General features: G+C 65.7%; 19 protein-coding genes and 1 pseudogene. 11 read left to right on the forward strand and 9 right to left on the reverse strand.

Annotation, left to right across the window (positions count from 1 at the left end; translation table 11 throughout):
* Positions 1-69 precede the first annotated feature (69 nt).
* A complete protein-coding gene (locus ACQ4WY_RS26435; RefSeq protein WP_436506642.1) occupies positions 70-957 on the forward strand; it encodes a LysR family transcriptional regulator in 888 nt (295 codons plus the stop codon).
* On the opposite strand, the gene ACQ4WY_RS26440 is transcribed toward ACQ4WY_RS26435, so the two are convergent.
* Together ACQ4WY_RS26440 and ACQ4WY_RS26445 are read right to left on the reverse strand one after the other, a co-directional pair.
* Entirely contained in the window at positions 958-2,043 is a 1,086-nt protein-coding gene (locus tag ACQ4WY_RS26440; protein WP_436506643.1) for an ATP-binding protein, read from the reverse strand. It lies immediately after the preceding gene.
* Positions 2,043-2,792, reverse strand: coding sequence for a response regulator (locus ACQ4WY_RS26445; RefSeq protein WP_436506644.1), 750 nt, complete (start codon positions 2,790-2,792; stop codon positions 2,043-2,045). The genes ACQ4WY_RS26440 and ACQ4WY_RS26445 overlap by 1 nt, the downstream gene beginning before the upstream one ends.
* Positions 2,793-2,925: 133 nt before the next feature.
* On the opposite strand from ACQ4WY_RS26445, the gene ACQ4WY_RS26450 reads away from it, so the two are divergent.
* From ACQ4WY_RS26450 to ACQ4WY_RS26460, 3 genes are read left to right on the forward strand one after another with little or no spacing between them, the layout of a single operon-like run.
* A complete protein-coding gene (locus ACQ4WY_RS26450) occupies positions 2,926-4,083 on the forward strand; it encodes an efflux RND transporter periplasmic adaptor subunit (RefSeq protein ID WP_436506645.1) in 1,158 nt (385 codons plus the stop codon).
* A 33-nt stretch (positions 4,084-4,116) separates the two neighbouring features.
* Positions 4,117-7,263: a multidrug efflux RND transporter permease subunit gene (locus ACQ4WY_RS26455; protein ID WP_436506646.1), complete on the forward strand. Its 3,147-nt coding sequence runs from the start codon at positions 4,117-4,119 to the stop codon at positions 7,261-7,263.
* A complete protein-coding gene (locus tag ACQ4WY_RS26460; RefSeq protein WP_436506647.1) occupies positions 7,263-8,636 on the forward strand; it encodes an efflux transporter outer membrane subunit in 1,374 nt (457 codons plus the stop codon). The genes ACQ4WY_RS26455 and ACQ4WY_RS26460 overlap by 1 nt, the downstream gene beginning before the upstream one ends.
* A gap of 3 nt (positions 8,637-8,639) precedes the next feature.
* Here the strand turns inward: ACQ4WY_RS26460 and ACQ4WY_RS26465 are convergent, their stop codons facing one another.
* The 4 genes from ACQ4WY_RS26465 to ACQ4WY_RS26480 are packed head-to-tail and all read right to left on the reverse strand — an operon-like array spanning position 8,640 to position 10,916.
* A complete protein-coding gene (locus tag ACQ4WY_RS26465) occupies positions 8,640-9,461 on the reverse strand; it encodes a hypothetical protein (RefSeq protein ID WP_436506648.1) in 822 nt (273 codons plus the stop codon).
* A gap of 40 nt (positions 9,462-9,501) precedes the next feature.
* Positions 9,502-10,032: a contractile injection system tape measure protein gene (locus tag ACQ4WY_RS26470; protein WP_436506649.1), complete on the reverse strand. Its 531-nt coding sequence runs from the start codon at positions 10,030-10,032 to the stop codon at positions 9,502-9,504.
* A 4-nt stretch (positions 10,033-10,036) separates the two neighbouring features.
* Positions 10,037-10,606 carry an Hcp family type VI secretion system effector gene (locus ACQ4WY_RS26475; RefSeq protein WP_436506650.1) on the reverse strand — a complete coding sequence of 190 codons (570 nt, stop codon included), beginning with the start codon at positions 10,604-10,606 and terminating at the stop codon, positions 10,037-10,039.
* Between the two features lie 37 nt (positions 10,607-10,643).
* On the reverse strand, positions 10,644-10,916 hold the full coding sequence (locus ACQ4WY_RS26480; RefSeq protein WP_353657514.1) for a 7(1) septoil knot domain-containing protein: 273 nt from the start codon (positions 10,914-10,916) through the stop codon (positions 10,644-10,646).
* A gap of 211 nt (positions 10,917-11,127) precedes the next feature.
* Between ACQ4WY_RS26480 and ACQ4WY_RS26485 the strand changes: the two genes are divergently transcribed.
* From ACQ4WY_RS26485 to ACQ4WY_RS26515, 7 genes and pseudogenes are all read left to right on the forward strand, one after another.
* Complete coding sequence (locus tag ACQ4WY_RS26485; protein WP_436506651.1) at positions 11,128-12,408, forward strand: arsenic transporter; 1,281 nt, start codon at positions 11,128-11,130, stop codon at positions 12,406-12,408.
* 58 nt (positions 12,409-12,466) lie between these two features.
* The gene (locus ACQ4WY_RS26490; RefSeq protein WP_436506652.1) at positions 12,467-13,051 is read left to right on the forward strand and encodes a TetR/AcrR family transcriptional regulator; all 585 of its coding nucleotides are present in this window, start codon (positions 12,467-12,469) and stop codon (positions 13,049-13,051) included.
* A 76-nt stretch (positions 13,052-13,127) separates the two neighbouring features.
* On the forward strand, positions 13,128-14,228 hold the full coding sequence (locus ACQ4WY_RS26495; protein WP_436506653.1) for an alkene reductase: 1,101 nt from the start codon (positions 13,128-13,130) through the stop codon (positions 14,226-14,228).
* 31 nt (positions 14,229-14,259) lie between these two features.
* Complete coding sequence (locus tag ACQ4WY_RS26500; protein WP_353657510.1) at positions 14,260-14,643, forward strand: nuclear transport factor 2 family protein; 384 nt, start codon at positions 14,260-14,262, stop codon at positions 14,641-14,643.
* A 58-nt stretch (positions 14,644-14,701) separates the two neighbouring features.
* Positions 14,702-15,331 (forward strand): Rossmann-fold NAD(P)-binding domain-containing protein, encoded by a 630-nt coding sequence (locus ACQ4WY_RS26505; protein WP_436506654.1) that lies wholly within the window; start codon positions 14,702-14,704, stop codon positions 15,329-15,331.
* Between the two features lie 46 nt (positions 15,332-15,377).
* Positions 15,378-15,800: pseudogene (locus ACQ4WY_RS26510) on the forward strand (GNAT family N-acetyltransferase); the annotation flags it as partial.
* A 3-nt stretch (positions 15,801-15,803) separates the two neighbouring features.
* The gene (locus tag ACQ4WY_RS26515) at positions 15,804-16,409 is read left to right on the forward strand and encodes a flavin reductase family protein (protein WP_436506772.1); all 606 of its coding nucleotides are present in this window, start codon (positions 15,804-15,806) and stop codon (positions 16,407-16,409) included.
* Here the strand turns inward: ACQ4WY_RS26515 and ACQ4WY_RS26520 are convergent, their stop codons facing one another.
* The 3 genes from ACQ4WY_RS26520 to ACQ4WY_RS26530 all read right to left on the reverse strand — a co-directional run bounded on the left by ACQ4WY_RS26520 (position 16,410) and on the right by ACQ4WY_RS26530 (position 18,717).
* Positions 16,410-17,324 (reverse strand): DUF2145 domain-containing protein, encoded by a 915-nt coding sequence (locus ACQ4WY_RS26520; RefSeq protein ID WP_436506773.1) that lies wholly within the window; start codon positions 17,322-17,324, stop codon positions 16,410-16,412.
* Between the two features lie 2 nt (positions 17,325-17,326).
* Complete coding sequence (locus ACQ4WY_RS26525) at positions 17,327-17,758, reverse strand: hypothetical protein (RefSeq protein ID WP_353661052.1); 432 nt, start codon at positions 17,756-17,758, stop codon at positions 17,327-17,329.
* A 92-nt stretch (positions 17,759-17,850) separates the two neighbouring features.
* Positions 17,851-18,717, reverse strand: coding sequence for an HDOD domain-containing protein (locus ACQ4WY_RS26530; RefSeq protein WP_436506655.1), 867 nt, complete (start codon positions 18,715-18,717; stop codon positions 17,851-17,853).
* Positions 18,718-18,887: the final 170 nt, after the last annotated feature.

Below are 18,887 nucleotides of genomic sequence, written 5' to 3' on the forward strand. Positions count from 1 at the left end.
ATGGAGGAAGCAACAGCATGCGATAAGATGGCTAATCCTGCATGCATTGCTGAATATGGCTCATGAATTATGGCTGACCTGAATGAATTGACGGCCTTTGCCGCCGTTGCCCGCCTGCGCAGCTTTCGCAAGGCGGCCCTTGAACGTGGCGTGTCCGCTTCCGCCCTCAGCCATGCGCTGCGCGCGCTGGAAGAGCGCCTGGGCGTTCGCCTGCTGAACCGCACCACGCGCAGCGTCACGCCGACCGAGGCGGGGCAGCAGCTGCTGGCGCGGCTGGCGCCGGCCATGCGCGAAATCGACGATGCCTTGCTGGACCTGAGCGTCTTGCAGGATGTGCCCGCAGGCAGGCTGCGCCTGAACGTGCCCCGTCCGGCCGCCCGGCTGCTGCTCGCACCCATGCTGGCAGGCTTCGTGGCGCGCTATCCGCGCGTGCAGGTGGAACTGGTCACCGATGACGGCATGATCGATATCGTGCGCGACGGTTTTGACGCGGGCATCCGCTTTGGCGAACACGTGGCGGCCGACATGATCGCCGTGCCGGTGGGCGCGCCGCAGCCGTTCGTGGTGGTGGCGTCGCCGGCCTACCTGGCGGCGCACGGCGTGCCGGCCACGCCGCGCGCGCTGCTCGAGCATGCCTGCATAGGCCGGCGCTTTCCCAGCGGACGCCAGTATGCGTGGGAGTTCGAGCTGGAGGGGGAAGCCGTCAGCATCGCCGTCGGCGGGCCGCTGGTGTTCGATGACGATGAACTGATGCTGCGCGCGGCCCGCGATGGCGCGGGACTGGCGTATGTGTACGAGGCCGATGCGCGCGCCGATATCGCGGCGGGGCGCCTGGCGTGTGTGCTGGAGCGCTGCCTGCCGCCGCCGCCCCGTTACTTCCTGTACTACCCGAGCCGGCGGCAGATGCCGGCCGTCTTGCGCGCCTTTGTCGACATGCTGCGCGCGCCGCCGACGTAGTCAGCCGACGGGCGGTAACGCGCCATGCTCGACCGGCCACTTCACCGTAAACAGGCTGCCGCCCGCCTTGCTGCGCGTACAGACAGCGCTGCCGCCATGCGCGCGCGCGATGGCTTCGACCACGGCCAGGCCCAGGCCGCTGCCCGCGTGCAGGTCGCCGCCGTCGCTGTCGCCGCGGCGGAACGCTTCGAACACATGCGGCGCCAGTTCCTCTGAAATGCCGGGACCCGCATCCTCGACGCTCAGGTAGTACTGGCCGGCCTGCACGCGGGTGCGCACGCGCAGGAGGCCCGGATGGGCATAGCGGCGCGCGTTGTCGAGCAGGGCCAGCACGATTTGCCGGATGCGCGCCGCGTCGCAGCAGACGGGATGGTCGGACAGGTGCAATCGCAGGGTAAATCCGGCCGCTTCCATTTCCTGCGCCAGCAGCCGGCCCACTTCCTCGATTTCCAGGGTCAGGTCCGTCCAGGCCATGCGCAGCTGCATGTGGCCGCTGTCGGCCAGGCTCAGGGTGCGCAAGTCCTCGATTAGTCGGCCCAGGTCCTCGACTTGCGCCAGCAGGCTGGAAAACGGCACTTCCTCGGGCTTGAACACGCCATCGACGACGCCTTGCAAGGTGCCGCGCAGGATGGTCACGGGAGTGCGCAGTTCGTGCGCGATGGCCGCATTCCACGTCAGGCTTTCCTGCGCTCCCCGCTGCAGGCGCTCGGCCATACTGTTGAAGTCATCGACCAGCATGGCCGTCTCGCCCAGGGTGCGGTCACCGGCGAAGGCGCGCGCGGACAGGTCGCCATGCGCCACGCGGCGCACGCTGTCCATCACGGAATTGATCGGTTTGAGGATGCGCGCGGCCAGCTTGATGGCGAAGAAGGCGGCCAGGCCCAGGCCGAAGATGGTGATGGCAAGGATCCACAGCCACTCGACGGTGGTGGGCGACCAGTCGTCGGGCTCGGACAGCATGCCGGGGTCGATCTTGAAGGCGATGGCGAAAAAGGTCCAGGAGCCGATCCAGATGATCAGGATGCTGCATACCATCAGCACGGACATCGACAGGATGATCTGCCGGTTCAGGCCTGTGAAGCGCATCAGGCGTCGCTTTCCAGGCGGTAGCCCACGCCGCGCAGGCTGGCCGGCATGTTCATTACGCCCGCTTCTTCCAGCTTCTTGCGCAGCTTGCTGACGTGGCTGTCCACCGTGCGTTCCATCGAATTGCTCTCGGGCATGCACGATTCCAGCAATTCCAGGCGGCTGCAGACGCGGCGCGGCGTGCGCGCCAGGTGGGCCAGCAGGCGGAACTCCGTCAGCGTCAGGCTGAGTGGTACGGGCGCACCGTCGCGCAGCACGCTGGCCACATACGTTTCCTGGTCGATCTCGATGGGGCCGCAGCGCAGGCGCTGGCCGCCCACCGGGTGGTGGCGCACGCGCGAGCGGCGCAGCACGGCCGCCACGCGCGCCACCACTTCTGCCGGATTGAAGGGCTTGATGATGTAGTCGTCGGCGCCCACGCGCAGGGCGGCCAGCTTGTCCGCATCCTGGTCGCGCGCCGTCAGCATGATGACGGGCGTCTCGCCGCGCCGCCGCACTTCGGCCAGCACGCCCCAGCCATCGACACGGGGCATTTGCACGTCGAGCAGCAGCAGGTCCGGCGCCAGCGCCAGGTGCTGCTGCAGCGCCTCCTGGCCATCGTGCGCGAAGGCCGCGCGGTAGCCGTCGCGCTCCAGGTAACCGGCGAGGATGCGGGCGATTTGCGGTTCATCTTCGGCGATCAGGACGAGGGCGGAAGGTGGCGTGGTGGCAAGGAAGGAGGGCTGACTGGCGCTGTGATGATAGTTCATGCAAATAGTCTAGCATTCTTCGCTCTCTCCATCGAATCTCCACATTTCTTTGACGGAACATCCACGCAAGCCTTTTATGCTGCGCTTATCTATCGACCGGACCGCCGGTTGGGATCTGCCATAGAGAAAGACCATGCATCCGAGCCACTTCACCAAGAAAAACATGTTGATCGCCGCGGCACTGCTCAGCCTTGCCGCCTGTTCCAAACCCGCGCCGGAAGAAGGCGCCGCGCCGCCCGCCGCCGTCACTGTGCTCAAGCTGCAAGCGGCGCCCGTCGTCCTCAGCGATGAATTGCCGGGCAGGGTGGCGGCCTTCCGCACGGCCGACATCCGCCCGCAGGTGGGCGGCATCGTGCTGCGCCGCCAGTTCGAGCAGGGCGCCGAAGTGAAAGCGGGGCAAAAGCTGTTCCAGCTGAACCCCGCACCATTCCAGGCGGACGTCGATTCGGCCGCCGCCGCCCTGCAGCATGCGGTGGCCACGGCGAAGCGCGCCAGCAGCCAGGCCGACCGTTTGAAACCGCTGGTGGAAGCGGACGCCATCAGCCGCCAGGCGTATGACGATGCCGTGGCCCAGCGCGAGCAAGCCGTGGCCACCGTGGCGCAGGCGCGGGCCAGCCTGGCGCGCCGCCGCCTGGACCTGGCCTTTGCCAGCATCGAGGCGCCGATTGCCGGGCGCATCGGCTCCGAACTGGTGACGGAAGGCGCGCTCGTGGGCTTGGCCGACGCGGCGCCGATGGCGCGCATCCAGCAGATCGACAAGGTGTATGTCGACGTGCGCCAGCCGGCCGCCGCGCTGGCGGCGCTGCAAGCCTCGGGCAACGGAGGCGCGGACAAGCTGCCCGTGACCATCCTGGGCGCCGATGGCCAGCCGCATCCCGTCACGGGCCGCATCCTGTTCTCGGGCATCAGCGTCGATGCGGGCACGGGCGACGCCGTCGTCCGCGTGCTGGTCGACAATCCGCAGCGCCAGCTGCTGCCGGGCATGTTCGTGCGCGCCCGCATCGTCCGCGCCGTGCAGGCGAATGGCGTGCTCGTGCCGCAGCAAGCCGTCCTGCGCAGCAGCGATGGCCAGGCCCAGGCCTGGGTGCTCGATGGCACGCACAAAGCCAGCTTGAAACCGATTGCCGTGGGCGACGTGGTCGAGCACCAGTATGTGGTCAACGGCGGCTTGAAGGCCGGCGACACCGTCGTCATCGAAGGCCAGGAACGCTTGCAGCCGGGCGCCACCGCCGCGCCGCAACCGTGGAAGCCAGCCGTCGTGGCAACGGTGGCTGCCGCCAAGGCGCGTTGATGCACACTTTGAATACAATGAAAGCCTAACGACATGCCTCAATTTTTCATCAACCGCCCCGTCTTTGCGTGGGTGGTGGCGGTCTTCATCGTCCTGTTCGGGCTGATCGCCATACCGCAATTGCCGATTGCGCGTTTTCCTTCCGTGGCGCCGCCCAGCGTCAGCATCAGCGCCAGCTATCCAGGCGCCACGCCGCAAACCATGAACGATTCCGTGGTGGGACTGATCGAACGCGAACTGTCGGGCGTCAAGCACCTGCTGTATTTCGAGTCGTCCACCGATACATCGGGTTCGGCCTCGATCACCGTCACCTTCCAGCCGGGAACGAATCCGGAAATGGCGCAGGTGGACGTGCAGAACCGCCTGAAAGCCATCGAGCCGCGCCTGCCGCAAGCCGTGCGGCAAAATGGCTTGACGGTGGAGTCGGCGTCGTCCGGCTTCCTGATGATCGTCAGCCTGATTTCCGAGAATGGCCAGCACGATGAAGTGGCGCTGGGCGACTACCTGGCGCGCAACGTGACGGAAGAACTGCGCCGCATTCCCGGCGTGGGCAAGGTGCAGCTGTTCGGCTCCGAGCGGGCCATGCGCATCTGGGTCGATCCGGCCAAGCTGGTGTCGTACAACATCGCCATGGGAGAGCTGACGGCCGCCATCGCGCAGCAAAATGCGCAGATCGCGCCGGGCCGCCTGGGCGATTCGCCCGCCGCGCACGGCCAGCGCGTCACCATCCCATTGACGGTGCAGGGCCAGTTGCAAACGCCGGCCGAATTTTCCGCCATCGTGCTGCGCGCGAATGCGGACGGCTCGAAAGTGACCATCGGCGACGTGGCGAAAGTGGCGCTGGGCGCGCAAAGCTTCAATTTCAGCATCCGCGAAAACGGGCAAGCTGCTTCCGGTGCCGCCATCATGCTGTCGCCGGGCGCCAACGCCGTGCAGACGGCCAGCGCCGTGCGCGCACGCATGGCCGAACTGGCGCACACCATGCCGGCCGGGATCAAGTATTCGGTACCGTTCGATACGGCGCCGTTCGTGAAAATCTCGATCGAAAAGGTCATCGTCACCCTGCTCGAAGCGATGGTGCTGGTCTTCCTCGTCATGTATCTGTTCCTGCAAAAGATACGCTACACCCTGATTCCCGCCATCGTCGCGCCGATTGCCCTGATGGGCACCTTCACGGTCATGCTGCTGGCCGGCTATTCCATCAACGTGCTGACCATGTTCGGCATGGTGCTGGCCATCGGCATCATCGTCGATGACGCCATCGTGGTGGTGGAAGCCGTGGAGCGCCTGATGGCCACCGAAGGCTTGTCGCCGAAGGAAGCGACGTCGAAAGCGATGCGCGAAATCACCGGGGCGGTAGTGGGCATCACGCTGGTGCTGACGGCCGTGTTCATCCCGATGGCCTTGGCCAGCGGTTCCGTGGGCGCCATCTACCGCCAGTTCACCCTGGCCATGGCCGTGTCGATCCTGTTCTCGGCCTTTTTGGCCCTGACCCTGACGCCGGCCCTGTGCGCCACCATGTTGAAACCGATCGGTCCGCACGACCACGACAAGAAGGGTTTCTTCCTGTGGTTCGACCGCCAGTTCGAGCGCATGACGGCCCGCTATGAAAAAGGCGTGGTGGCGATGCTCAAACGCGCCGGCCGTTCGATGGTGCTGTATGGCGCCATCGTCGCGGCGCTGGGCGTGGCTTTCATGCAGCTGCCGTCGGCCTTCTTGCCCGAGGAAGACCAGGGCTACTTCATTACCTCGATCCAGCTGCCGTCCGACGCCACCATGGAGCGCACGCTCGATGTCGTCAAGCTGTACGAGCAGCACGTGGCCACGCGGCCCGGCATCGAAGTGAATCAATCGATCCTCGGCTTCAGCTTTTCCGGCGCGGGGCCGAATGCGGGCCTGGCGTTCACCATGCTGAAGGACTGGAAAGAGCGCAATGGCGCCACGGCGCAGGAAGAAGTGGCGCTGGCGCAGGCCGCCATGTCGCAGGCGAAGGAGGGCGTGATCATGAGTCTGATGCCGCCCGCCATCGATGAACTGGGCAATTCGTCCGGCTTTTCCATGCGCCTGCAAGACCGCGCCAACCAGGGCATTGCAGCATTGCAGGCGGCGCAGAACCAGTTGCTGGGCCTGGCCGCGCAAAGCAGCAAGGTGGCGGGCGTGTATCCGGATGGCTTGCCGCCCGGCGCCAGCGTGCGCCTCGATATCGACCGCACCAAGGCCGAGGCATTGGGCGTGTCATTTACGGCCATTGCCGACATGCTGACGGCGGCCATGGGGTCGACCTATGTCAACGATTTTCCGAATGCGGGCCGCATGCAGCAGGTGATCATCCAGGCCGATGCGCCGTCGCGCATGCAACTCAACGACGTGCTGGCCTTGCGCATCCGCAATAACGCGGGCGGCATGGTGGCCTTGGGCGAGCTGGTTCGCCCCGTGTGGAGCGAATCGCCGCTGCAACTGGTGCGCTACCAGGGTTATCCTGCGGCGCGCATTTCGGGCAGCGCGGCGCCCGGTGTATCCAGCGGCGACGCCATGCTGGAAATGGAGCGCCTCGTGAAACAGCTGCCACCGGGCTTCGCGCTGGCGTGGACGGGGCAGTCGCTGCAAGAGAAGGAATCGGCGTCGCAAGCGCCCATGCTGATGGCGCTGTCGATGCTGGTGGTGTTCCTCGTGCTGGCGGCCCTGTATGAAAGCTGGTCGATTCCCGTCTCCGTCATGCTGGTGGTGCCGCTGGGTTTGCTGGGCGCCGTGCTGGCCGTGATGGTGCGCGGCATGCCGAACGATGTGTTCTTCAAGGTGGGCATGATCACGATTATCGGCCTGTCGGCGAAGAATGCCATTTTGATCGTCGAATATGCGCGCCAGCTGCAGGCGCAAGGGCGTGGACTGGTCGAGGCGACGGTGGAAGCGGCCCGCTTGCGTTTGCGCCCGATCCTGATGACGTCATTGGCCTTTGCGCTGGGTGTGGTGCCGCTGATGCTGGCCACGGGCGCCAGCGCCGAGACGCAGCATGCGATCGGCACGGGCGTGTTCGGCGGCATGATCACCGCCACCGTGCTGGCCGTGTTTTTCGTGCCAGTGTTCTTTGTCGTGGTGCTGGGCGCCGCCGACAAGATGGGCAGCTATTTCAAGAAACGCAATAATCACACTGCGGTTAAAGCGGTGGAAGGAGAGTTGTAATGCGTTTGATTTTTATCATGCCGCTGGCCGCGCTGGCCTTGTCGGCCTGTTCATTGACGCCGCCACTGGTCAAGCCGGCGGCGCCGATTCCCGCCAGCTATGGCGAGGTCGCCGCGCCAGGCATGGCCGACACTGCAGCCGACCTGGGCTGGCGCCAGATGCTGCTCGATGCACGCCTGCAGCGCCTGGTCGACATCGCGCTGAAAAACAACCGCGACTTGCGCGTGGCGTCCCTCAACGTGGAAGCCGTGCGGGCCCAGTACCAGATCCAGGATGCGGGCCGCTATCCGGCCATCGGCGCGAATGCGGGCGGCGTGCGCCAGCGCGGCGCCGATGCGGTGACACAAAACCAGTTCACGGCCGGCATCGCCATGAGCGCGTTCGAGATCGACCTGTTTGGCCGCCTGCGTTCCCTGTCCGATGCTGCGTTTGCCCGCTACCTGGCTACGCAGCAGGGCCAGCGCGCCGCGCGCATGACACTGATCGGCGCTGTCGCCGATGCGTATCTGGAACAGCGGCTGGCTGAGGAACAGCTGGCGCTGGCCCGGCAAACCCTGGCCGACTGGCGCCATGCCCTGGTTTTGACACAGCGCTTGCACGGCGCGCAGCAGGGCAGTGGCCTGGACGTGGCGCAAGCCGAAGGGCAGGCGGCCACGGCGGAAGCGGATGTGCAGGCGCGGGAGCGGGCCAGCGCCTTGGCCCGCAACAACCTGGAATTGCTGCTGGGCGCGCCGCTGCCCGCCGACCTGCCGGCTGGCCGGCCGCTCGATGGCCAGCCCGTGCTGACGCAGTTGCCGCCCGGTTTGCCGTCGGACCTGCTGGCGCGCCGTCCCGACATCCTGCAAGCGGAATACGCGCTGGTGGCGGCGAATGCGGAAATCGGCGCCGCCCGCGCCGCTTTCTTCCCGCGCCTGTCGCTGACGGCGTCGCTGGGCCTGGCCAGCCCGGAGCTCGGTGATCTGTTCCGTGGCAGCGCGCGCAGCTGGTCGTTCGCGCCGCAAGTGACGCAACCGCTGTTCCAGGGCGGCCAGCTGCGCGCGGAACTGCAACTGTCGCGCCTGCGCAAGGACGTGGCCGTGCTGCAATATGAGCAAGCCATTCAGACGGCTTTCCGCGACGTGCGCGACGGCCTGGCGGGCAGCGCCACGTATGCGCAGCAAATCGATGCACAGCAGCGCGTGGTGGTGGCGGCGCAGCAGCGCCAGCGCCTGTCGCAGCTACGCTACGATGCAGGCCAGGACAGTCGCCTGGAATTGCTTGACGCACAGCGCCAGTCGTATGCGGCGCAGCAAACCCTGCTCGACGTGCGGCGCGACCAGTTCAAGTCGTCTGTGGCCTTGTACAAGGCGCTGGGGGGAGGGCTGGTGGAGTAGCGATTACCGGCGCCTGGCCCGCGGCGCCAGTGCCAGCGACCACAATCCCTGCTCCGGTCGAAGGGCATAGGCGACCAGGGCGCCGTCGCCACTGGAGTCGGCCAGCACAGCCGCCAGGCCATGGGCCGGATTGCCGGACAAGGCGCGGAAGTCGAAGTCCGGCGTGGGCAGGAAGCGCCACCTTGGCTGGGCGCCAGCGTCCAGCATGCACAGGCATCCCTCGCCGTACGCAATGTAACCATCGCGGAAATTCCCCGTCACCATCTCGATGGCGACCGGTGGCGGCGGCAGTGCCGTCCAGGCGTCGCCGGCGCCGCTGTGCGCCAGTTTCACTGCCACGCCGTCGCCCACCGCCAGCACGCCGTGCTGCCAGTCGCCGGCGATCAGCGTGGCCTTGCCGCGCAACGGCGGGGCGGCGCATGGCTCCCATTCACTCCACCCACTGGTGTTGCCGCCGTCGCGGCCCAGCCGGTACAGGTCGTGGCCATCGGCGGTCAGCAGCAGGTAGCCGTCCAGGTGATCGCCGGCCAGACCCGCCATGCCCGTGCCGGCGGGCAGTGGGGCGACATCCTTCCAGCGCGCGGACGGCTGGCCCAGCGTAGAGAGATAGCGGATGGCCGTGCCGTGAGCCACCGTGGTGAAGTGCGCACCGTCGCCAAGCAGGCAGGCAAACACCGCTTCGCCGGGCACGACGCCGGCGAACTTCGGTGAATCTTGCCATGCTGACGCTGTCTCGACCTGGCTCAGGCTGCGCACCGCGCCGTCGTCGCCCAGCAGTACGATACCGGTTCTGGGGCTGCCGGCGATGTGGATGTAGTTGCTCATGCGGGTTTCCTTGTGGAATGGCTGTCAGCCGGGTGTGCGTCTACCAAGTCACGTGCAGGGGCTGGCGCATCCACGGGTGCACGATGATGGCAAGCCCCCATGGCAGCTCGTCCACCAGTACATCAACCGTCTTGCGCCGGATAGTCAGTGACAATTGCCCATCGTCCCATTGCAGCCGGCCATCGCGCTGCAGGAATGTTTCGCGCAACGCTGTTGTCGAGGCATTGCCAATACTGGGCCAGTTGCCTATGACGGCGGCCAGCAGTTGATTTCCTGCTGCCTTTTCTTCATCGCGAAGATCAACGGGGGGAGCCGGGAAACCGGGTTCCAGGCCGCACAGCAGCTTGTTGAGCACAAGTTCCGGCTCCGGCGCATTGGTTACGCCATCGTTCAGGTATTGCAGCAAGTGAACGGCGCGCGCGCCATCCTCTCCGCGCAGCTGCCGCGTGCCGTCGTCGTTGCTGGACAACAGCTTCAGCTGCGTGAATAGCCTGGGCAGGAATGGGTGGACCAGCACCAGGCCAGCGTTGGCGATGTAGCTTGTGGCAGGGTCGTATGCAGCGTTGTTCATGTGCTTATCCTGTAAAAGCCCCGATCGGCCGGTTGCGCGCCAGGCTCCAGCCCGTCGTGTGTTGGGTAGCGGACTTGCCGTCCGCCTGCTGCGCGCTGTAGGTCCAGAGGATTTCCGTAAAGCTCAGCTTGAACTGTTCGGTCGGCATGTCGTCGGGATGGGTTTGCAGCTGGATTTCGCTGATCAGGGCGTCGCGCAGGGCGATGGTGATGAGGTTGCTCGTTTTGTCGCCGGAATTGCGGACGATGTACAGTCTCGTTGGCTGGCCTGGTCCTGCGCCCAGCGGCCTGGCCCCCAGGCACAGTTCGTACAACTTGACCGAGATTTGGTCGACATATTTGGTGCAGGTGAATTCGCTGATCACGGGCCGTCCCGACGTGCGCGCCGAGTTGCTGACGTCCGTCGTCACCTGCTGCTTCATGCCCTGATGCAGCGAGACCAGTTCGATGCACTGCCCCACATCCCGGAGCGAGCCGCCATCGCGCCAGACGGCGTCGATGCCGTTGTTTGCAGCGCCCGGCGCCTTGCCGAATACGAGTTCCGGGTCGCCTGGTTCCAGCAGGATCAAATCCATTTGCCACTCCTTTTGTCAAGAAAACAGTGTCCAGTTCCTAGAGCTGGCCGCGCAGCGGGTGCGGCTTTGTCCAGCCCGCTTCACCATGGCTGTCGACAAAGCAGATTTTCAGCTGTGCCATGCCTTGCGAGGTGAAATACGCGAGCAGCGCGGCGCCTTGACGCGTGCGCGTGAGGCACCACAGGGCGTCGCCATGGGCGAGGCCCGGGCTGCCCACGCGGTGCACGAGCAGGTCGGCGCTGCCGCGGTCCACCAGGGCTACGCGCACGCGTGCCTCGCCCATCGTTGCTGTCTGATATACGGTTGTCACCAGCGCCTCCTTTTCACAGGTCATGTTGCCGTGGGAATATACACCGATTAGTTGCCTAAAGATAATGGCAAAGCCGGCAGGCCCGATTATTTTTTGCGCATGAATATAAAGGCCATGCATTAATTCAATAATTCCACTATCATTGAAGTGTTGGATATTTAAGGCTGCGGGCATGGTGCCCGCGATGCCGCATCGAACGGAACCTCGCCGCATGCTGACCGCTTTCTTCATTTTCCTGGCCACCCTGATCCTCGTCATCTGGCAGCCACGCGGCCTGGGCATCGGCTGGAGCGCCGTCATCGGCGCTGGTGTCGCCTTGCTGGCCGGCGTGATCCACTGGGGCGACATCCCCGTCGTCTGGCATATCGTGTGGAACGCCACCGGCACCTTCGTCGCCGTGATCGTCATCAGCCTGTTGCTGGACGCGGCCGGCTTCTTCGAATGGGCCGCGCTGCACGTGGCGCGGTGGGGCGGGGGCAGCGGTAGAAAACTGTTCGTGCTGCTGGTCTTGCTGGGCGCGCTGGTGTCCGCCGTGTTCGCCAATGACGGCGCCGCGCTGATCCTGACGCCCATCGTCATCGCCATGCTGCGGGCGCTGAAGTTTTCCGCCAAAGCCACCCTGGCCTACGTGATGGCGGCCGGCTTCATCGCCGACACGGCCAGCCTGCCGCTGGTGGTGTCGAACCTGGTGAATATCGTCTCTGCCGATTTCTTCAAGATCGGCTTTGCCGAGTACGCGTCCGTGATGGTGCCCGTCAACGTCGTCGCCGTGGCCGCCACCCTGGGCGTCTTGCTGCTCTTTTTCCGCCAGGATATCCCGCGCGACTACGATGCCTCGCAGCTGAAGCGCCCGGACGCCGCCATCCGCGACCTGGCTACCTTCCGCGCCGGCTGGCTGGTGCTGGCGCTGCTGCTGGTGGGATTTTTCTCGCAAGAAGCCCTGGGTGTGCCCATCAGCCTGATCGCCGCTGTGGGCGCCGCGTTGCTGCTGGGCGTGGCGGGCAAGGGCCACGTGATTTCCACGCGCCACGTGCTGCGCCATGCGCCGTGGCATATCGTCGTCTTTTCACTGGGCATGTACCTGGTCGTATATGGCTTGCGCAATGCGGGCTTGACGGCTTACCTGACGGGCATGCTGAACCACTGCGCGCAATATGGCGTGTGGGGCGCGGCCATGGGCACGGGCGTGCTGACGGCCTTGCTGTCGTCCGTGATGAACAACTTGCCGACGGTGCTGGTGGGCGCGCTGGCCATCGACCCGACGACGGCGCAGGGGGCCGTGCGCGAAGCGATGATCTATGCGAACGTCATCGGCAGCGACCTGGGGCCGAAGATCACGCCCATCGGCAGCCTGGCCACCTTGCTGTGGCTGCATGTGCTCGACAGCAAGAATATCCATATTTCATGGGGCTACTATTTCCGCGTCGGCATCGTGCTGACCGTGCCCGTGCTGCTGCTGACCCTGGCGGCGCTGGCGCTGCGCCTGGGGTGACAGAGGTGGGAATATCGATCGCTAGACGACCGGTCAGATTTTTTGCTATACTGGCCGCATGAGCAAAAAATCCTCCGCTGACATGCGCCAGCACCTGATCGACATCGCCAAGGCCCTGATGGCCGAGAAAGGCTATACGGCCGTGGGCCTGGCGGAACTGGTGGCGGCGGCCGGCGTGCCGAAAGGTTCCTTTTACTATTATTTCAAGTCGAAGGAAGAGTTTGGGCAAGCCTTGCTCGATGATTATTTCAGCACCTATCTGCAGACGGTCGACGCCTTGCTGGCGGGGCCTGGCAATGCCCGTGAGTGCCTGCTGGCCTATTTTGACTACTGGAGCGCGACCCAGGCAAGCAGCGCGCCGGAGGGCAAGTGCCTGGTGGTCAAGCTGGGCGCGGAAGTGTGCGACTTGTCCGTGGACATGGGCGCCGTGCTGCAGCGAGGCACGGGCGCCATCCTGGAACGCCTGACCTTGTGCGTGGAAGCGGGCCATCTCGACGGTTCCGTGGCGGCGACGACGCCGGCGCGCGTGCTGGCCGAATCCCTTTACCAGTTGTGGCTGGGCGCTTCCCTGATGGTCAAGGTCGCCAAGAGCGGCGGGCCGTTCGACGCTGCCATGTCGGCCACGCAACGGTTGCTGTCGTAGCCGTTTTTTTTAACCATAAAGTAGACGACCGGTCAGTTATTCCCGGGTTTTTCTCACTAAACATGAAAGCAATACGATGACCGAACAGCATAAAAGCGATTTATTTTCCCCAGTCGATCTTGGCGCGCTGGCCCTGGCCAACCGCATCGTCATGGCGCCGCTCACGCGCAGCCGCATGGGCGACGATGGCGTGCCGCATGCCTTGCATGCCGAGTATTACGCCCAGCGCGCCGGCGCCGGCCTGATCATCAGCGAAGCGACGAATATTTCGCCCCAGGGACGCGGCTACGCAATGACGCCCGGCATCTGGTCGGACGAGCAGGTGGCGGGCTGGAAGCTGGTCACCGATGCCGTGCATGCGGCCGGCGGCAAGATCGTCTGCCAGCTATGGCATGTGGGACGGTTTTCGCATGCCAGCCTGCAGCCTGATGGCGCCGCGCCCGTCGCGCCTTCCGCCATCCAGGCCGAGGGCAGCACCTACACCGCCAGCGGCATGCAGCCCGTGTCCATGCCGCGCGCGCTGGAAACGCGGGAAATGAGCGGCATCGTTGCCCAGTATGCGCATGCGGCCGAATGCGCGCTGCGCGCCGGCTTTGATGGCGTCGAGGTGCATTCGGCCAATAGCTACCTGCTCGACCAGTTCCTGCGCGATTCGACCAACCGGCGCACGGACGCTTATGGCGGCAACATCGAAAACCGCGCGCGGCTGACCCTGGAAGTGACGCAAGCCGTGGTGAACGTCTGTGGCGCATCGCGGGTCGGCATCCGCCTGTCTCCCGTCACGCCCGACGCGGGCAACACGCCCGTCGACAGCGACGTGATGGCCACCTATGGCTACCTGATCGACCAGTTGAATCGCCATGGACTGGCCTATCTTCATTTCGTCGAGGGCGCCACGGCCACCTCGCGCGATGTGCCGGCAGGCGTCGACCTCGACGCGCTGCGCGCTTTGTTCAACGGCCCGTACATCGGCAACAACCATTACGACTTGCCACTGGCGCTGGCGCGCCGCGCAGAGGGCAAGGTCGATGCGGTGGCCTTCGGGCGTCCCTTCATCGCCAACCCGGACCTCGTGGCGCGACTGCGCCATGGCGTGGCGCTGGCCGAGGCGCCGCGCGAGGCGTATTACGGCGGTGGCGCCAGCGGCTACACCGACTGGCCCGCAAGCCCGTACTGATTTCTTTTTTCACCCACCCAAGGAGCGCAACATGAACAACACCACTTATGTGCAGGATTACCAGGCGATTGTCGCCGTGCTGAATCAATACAATGCGGGCGGCGCGCAGGCCGACAGCAGCATCATGCGCCCGGCGTTCAGCAGCCAGGCCACCATTTTCGGCGTCGATGGCGAAGATAAACTGACGGGCGGGCCTATCGAAGGCCTGTTCGAGATCATCGACAGCGCCTTCCGGCCATCGCCGCAGGCAAAGGCTGCCATCGTGCGCGTCGATATCGTGGGCACGGCGGCCAGCGCGCGCGTCGATACGGACGATATCTCGGGTTTCCGCTTTACCGACTTTTTCAATTTACTCAAGGTGCAAGGCGAGTGGACCATCGTCAGCAAGATCTATCACACGCACGCGGGCGCCTGATGCGCTGCCTGGGCGCCCGATGCTGTATCGTGTGGCGTCCGGCATGCGGGGAGAAGGAATGAAACTGATATTGATAGGCGCCACCGGCCTGGTGGGCCGCGAAGTGCTGCGCCTGGCGCTGATGGACGCACGCGTCAGCAGGGTTGTGGCGCCGGCGCGCAAGGCTTTGCCGGCGCATCCGAAACTGGAAGCGCCCATCGTCGACTTCGATCACTTGCCGGCGGACGCGCTCTGGTGGCAGGCGGATGCCGTCATCTGCACCCTGGGCACGACCATGAAGGTGGCGGGCACGCGGCAAGCGTTCCGGCGAGTCGACCACGACTATCCGCTGGCTGCGGCGCGCCTGGCGCTGGCGGCCGGCACGCGCACGTATGCGCTCAATTCGGCCGCCGGCGCGAACGCGGCATCGCGCTTCTTCTACAACCGCGTCAAGGGCGAGCTGGAACGCGACCTGGAGGCGCTGGGCTTTGCGTCGCTCACGCACGTGCGACCGGGCCTGATCGGCGGCGAACGCGCAGTGGCGCGGGCGGGCGAGGGCGCCGCCCTGCGCCTCCTGCGCGTGCTCGGTCCCGTGTTGCCGCGCCGCTGGCGCATCAATCCCGCGCCACGCATCGCCAGCACCTTGCTGGAAGCGGCGCTGGCCGCCGCGCCCGGGGTGCATGTGGTGACGTCGGAAAACCTGCTGTGAAGGGTGGCGCCGTATAATTTCCCTTCCTGTTTTTGAAAGGATAGCAATGCAGACAGTACGTCCATACCGGGCCGACGACCGCGAGGCCTGCCTGGCCCTTTTCGATGGCAATACGCCGCGCTTTTTCGACCCCTCGGAGCGCGCCGGCTTTGCCGCCTGGCTAGCTACATCGACGCATCCGTATCTGGTCATCGAACGCGACGGGGACATCGTCGCCTGCGGCGGCCATGCGCTGGAGGCGGGCGGCACCGTCGCCAGCCTGTGCTGGGGCATGGTGGCGCAGGATCTGCATGGGCAGGGACTGGGCCGCACGCTGACGCAGGCCCGCCTGGACGCCATCCGTGCCGTGCCGGGAGTCGCCAGTGTGAGCATGAATACCAGCCAGCATACGCAGCGTTTTTATGCGCGCTTCGGTTTTGAGACAGTCAAAGTGACGCCGGATGGCTTCGGACCGGGCATCGACCAGTGGGATATGCTCCTGTCCCTGAAAAGCAGGGAAGCTGAACGTGACCATATCGCCGCCGTGCCGCTGGAAAAGGCGTATCGGCTGCTCAATCACGGCCCCTCCATCCTCGTCTCGGCCCGCCATGCCGGCGTCGACAACGTAATGGCGGCCGCCTGGGCCTGCGCGCTCGATTTCGCGCCACCGAAACTGACCGTGGTGCTGGACAAGGCAACGCGCACGCGCGCGCTGGTCGAGGGCAGCGGCACGTTTGTCATCCAGGTGCCGACGGCGGCGCAGCTACAGTTGACGCATGCCGTGGGCACGCACAGCCTCGATGCGCAGCCTGATAAACTGGCGCGCGCGGGCGTGCGGCTGTTTCATATGGAAGGTGTTGATGTGCCGTTCGTGGCGGGATGCTCCGCCTGGCTGGCTTGCCGTTTGATCCCCGAGCCGCACAACCAGGCAGCATATGACCTGTTCATCGGCGAAGTGGTGGGCGCCTGGGCCGACACGCGCGTGTTCCGCGACGGGCACTGGCATTTCGAGGAGGCCGATCCATCCTGGCGCAGCCTGCACTACATCGCGGGCGGGCGTTTCTATGCGATAGGTGAAGCGCTCGACGCGGATACCTAACTAATCGAGAGCGATGACCCGGTCGTTTGCGCCGGGCACGCAGCCGTCGGCGATCGGTTCCCAGCCCCGGTGCACCACCACTTGCTTGCCGTCGTGGCAGATTTCCACGCGCTCGCTGGCGGGCAGGCGCTGGCGCGCGAACGCTTCCAGGCTGGCCGGCAGGCTCACTGCAAGCTGCATCGTGCCGATGGCCTCCGGCGGGTGGTCATCCATGTGCACGAGGGGCACGAAGATCGAGCCGAGCATCAGCCAGCGCGCGCCCACGTCGACGGGGGCGGGCGCATACGGCGCAGCGCGCAACCAGTCCTGGGCACGGGCGCGCAAGTCGCTGCCCTCAGCCAGCTCACCCCAGGCCGAGGCCAGCAATTCCACTACCCACTGATTGCAATTCTGGTATTTCAAATTGAAGGCATACGCGTTGGCGCTGTAGCGGCCCGCCAGCAACTGCTGCACGCGCACGGGGTCGAGCAGGGCGCGGCGCAGGGGCGGCACGGTTTCCGCCGGCAATTTCAAGAGAGAGATGTAGCCGAGCGATGGATTTTCCGTACCCATGGCGAAACCGGCTGTGCCCTGGTCGAAGATGCGCGGGCGGCCTTCGTCGCAGGCGTAGTACAGCTGGCGCGCGGACCAGCCGCTGTCGTTGTCGTGGCGCCAGGCCAGCGCCGCATGCGAATAGCGGATGCCGAAGCGCGCCAGGTCCAGGCCCGAGCGGCTGATCAGGGCCACGCTGCCTTCGCTGGCGGCCAGTTCCTCGCGCACGACGGCGGCAAAGCGCAACAGGCGGTCCTGTTCCGTGGCCGTGAGTTCTTGCGCGCGGTCGCAAAAGCGCGAGGAGGCGAGCGAGGTGCCCGCATGGGCCGCGCCAGCCAGGACGAGTGCGGCGCAGCCGGCCAGCAGCCGCAGGGTCACACCCAGAGTCAAAGGCTGACGGGACGCGTAGCCATTTCGCCGTACCAGTCGTCGGCCAGCACGAGGAAGAAGGCGGCGCGCGTGTCGTTGCGCGAGAATTCAATGCCGTAGGCGCGGTTTTGCGCATGCACCACGTCGCCTTGCGCCAGTTGCTGCTTGTCGAGTGCCGCTTGCGGCAAGTCCAGCACCAGCGGCGTTGCCGTGGCGTCGGCCTGCATCGTCAGGCGCGTCATGCCGTTGCGGCCCGGCACGGCGGCCACGTCGATGATGCGGTAAGGGCCATTGGCCACCTTGTTGTCGCGCGAAGAGCTGTTGCTCGAACCGTTGAGCGAATCGGAAATGCTGCCGCTCGACTGGGAACCGGCGCTGGAGGCCGAGGAAACGAAGCTGTCGGCGTTGGCGTTGCACGCCATGGTCAGAGCTGCGGCCAGGCCGAGCATGCGTAAGGAGGTAGTCAAGGCAGTTTTCCGGTGGACGTCAATGAAAGCGGACCGGGTCCATCCCGGCCTGCGCCATCATAGCAGATCAGCCATCAGCTGAGCAGTACCTCGATCAGGCCCTTCGCTTCGGCCGACGGCTGCGCGCGCAGCGCCTGCAGCACGGGGTCGTGGTCCAGGTAGGCTTGCAGCGGCGCGCTGACGGTGACGCTGGCCTGCGGCAGCGGCGAAGGGACGGGAGACAGCGCCTTGGCCAGCAGCAGGGTGTCGCGCAAGCCTTCCGGCGGCAGCATGATGGTCGAGCCGGGCAAGGCATTGACGGCATCGGCGACGGGCAGCGGCACGCCCAGCTGGCGCATCAGCGCGCGGCCGATCACTTCCAGGGTGGACGCCATCTGCGTTTCCAGCTGGGCGTACAGGCCCGGGGTCTTGTCGGCCTGGGCCAGCATATAAAAGCCGGCCACTTCATGCACGATGCCGGCGAACAGCGCCGTATCGGCATCCGTGTGCGTGACGGCGCCGGCCAGCGCATGCGCCAGCGCCGCCACATGCACGGTGTGCGCCCACAGCTGGGTGGCGCGGGCGCGCAAGGCTTCGTCGCGGAGGCCCGCGTTCAGCTGGCGGATGACGGCCGCCGTCGCCAGCGCATACAGGTTGCGGTGACCCAGCCGTTCGACGGCAGCGCGCACGCTGGTGATGGCTGGGGCCTGGCCGGATGCGAACAGGGCCGAATTGGCCAGCGCCACGGCGCGCGCCGACAAGGTCGGTTCGCACAGCAGCAGCCGGCTGATGTCGGCCGAGTGGCAATCCGGGTTGGCCAGTTCCTTTTGCAGGAGCAGGGCCGTATTGATGCTGGTGGGAAAGGCCAGGGTTTCAGTTTCGGCGCTGGCCAGAAGTTGCGCCAGGCTGCTGAGCGTGTTGACGTGCATGGATAGGGGAGCGAGAAGTAGCAATGCCCCCATATTATCAGGCAATCCTGCCCGCATGGCGTCCGCCAGCCTTTCCTGTGAGACAGGCCGTGCATCGGCCGTGCATCGCCCTATTCATCAGCCCAGCTTATAGGCCCTAGTGGGTTTGCGCCGCTAATCAGCGCGGGCCAGCACTGTTAAGCTTGACTTGCGGGGACAGGCGA

The sequence above is a fragment of the Janthinobacterium salmonicoloratum genome (assembly GCF_051380845.1).
In the GTDB taxonomy this organism is placed as follows: domain Bacteria; phylum Pseudomonadota; class Gammaproteobacteria; order Burkholderiales; family Burkholderiaceae_D; genus Janthinobacterium; species Janthinobacterium lividum_F.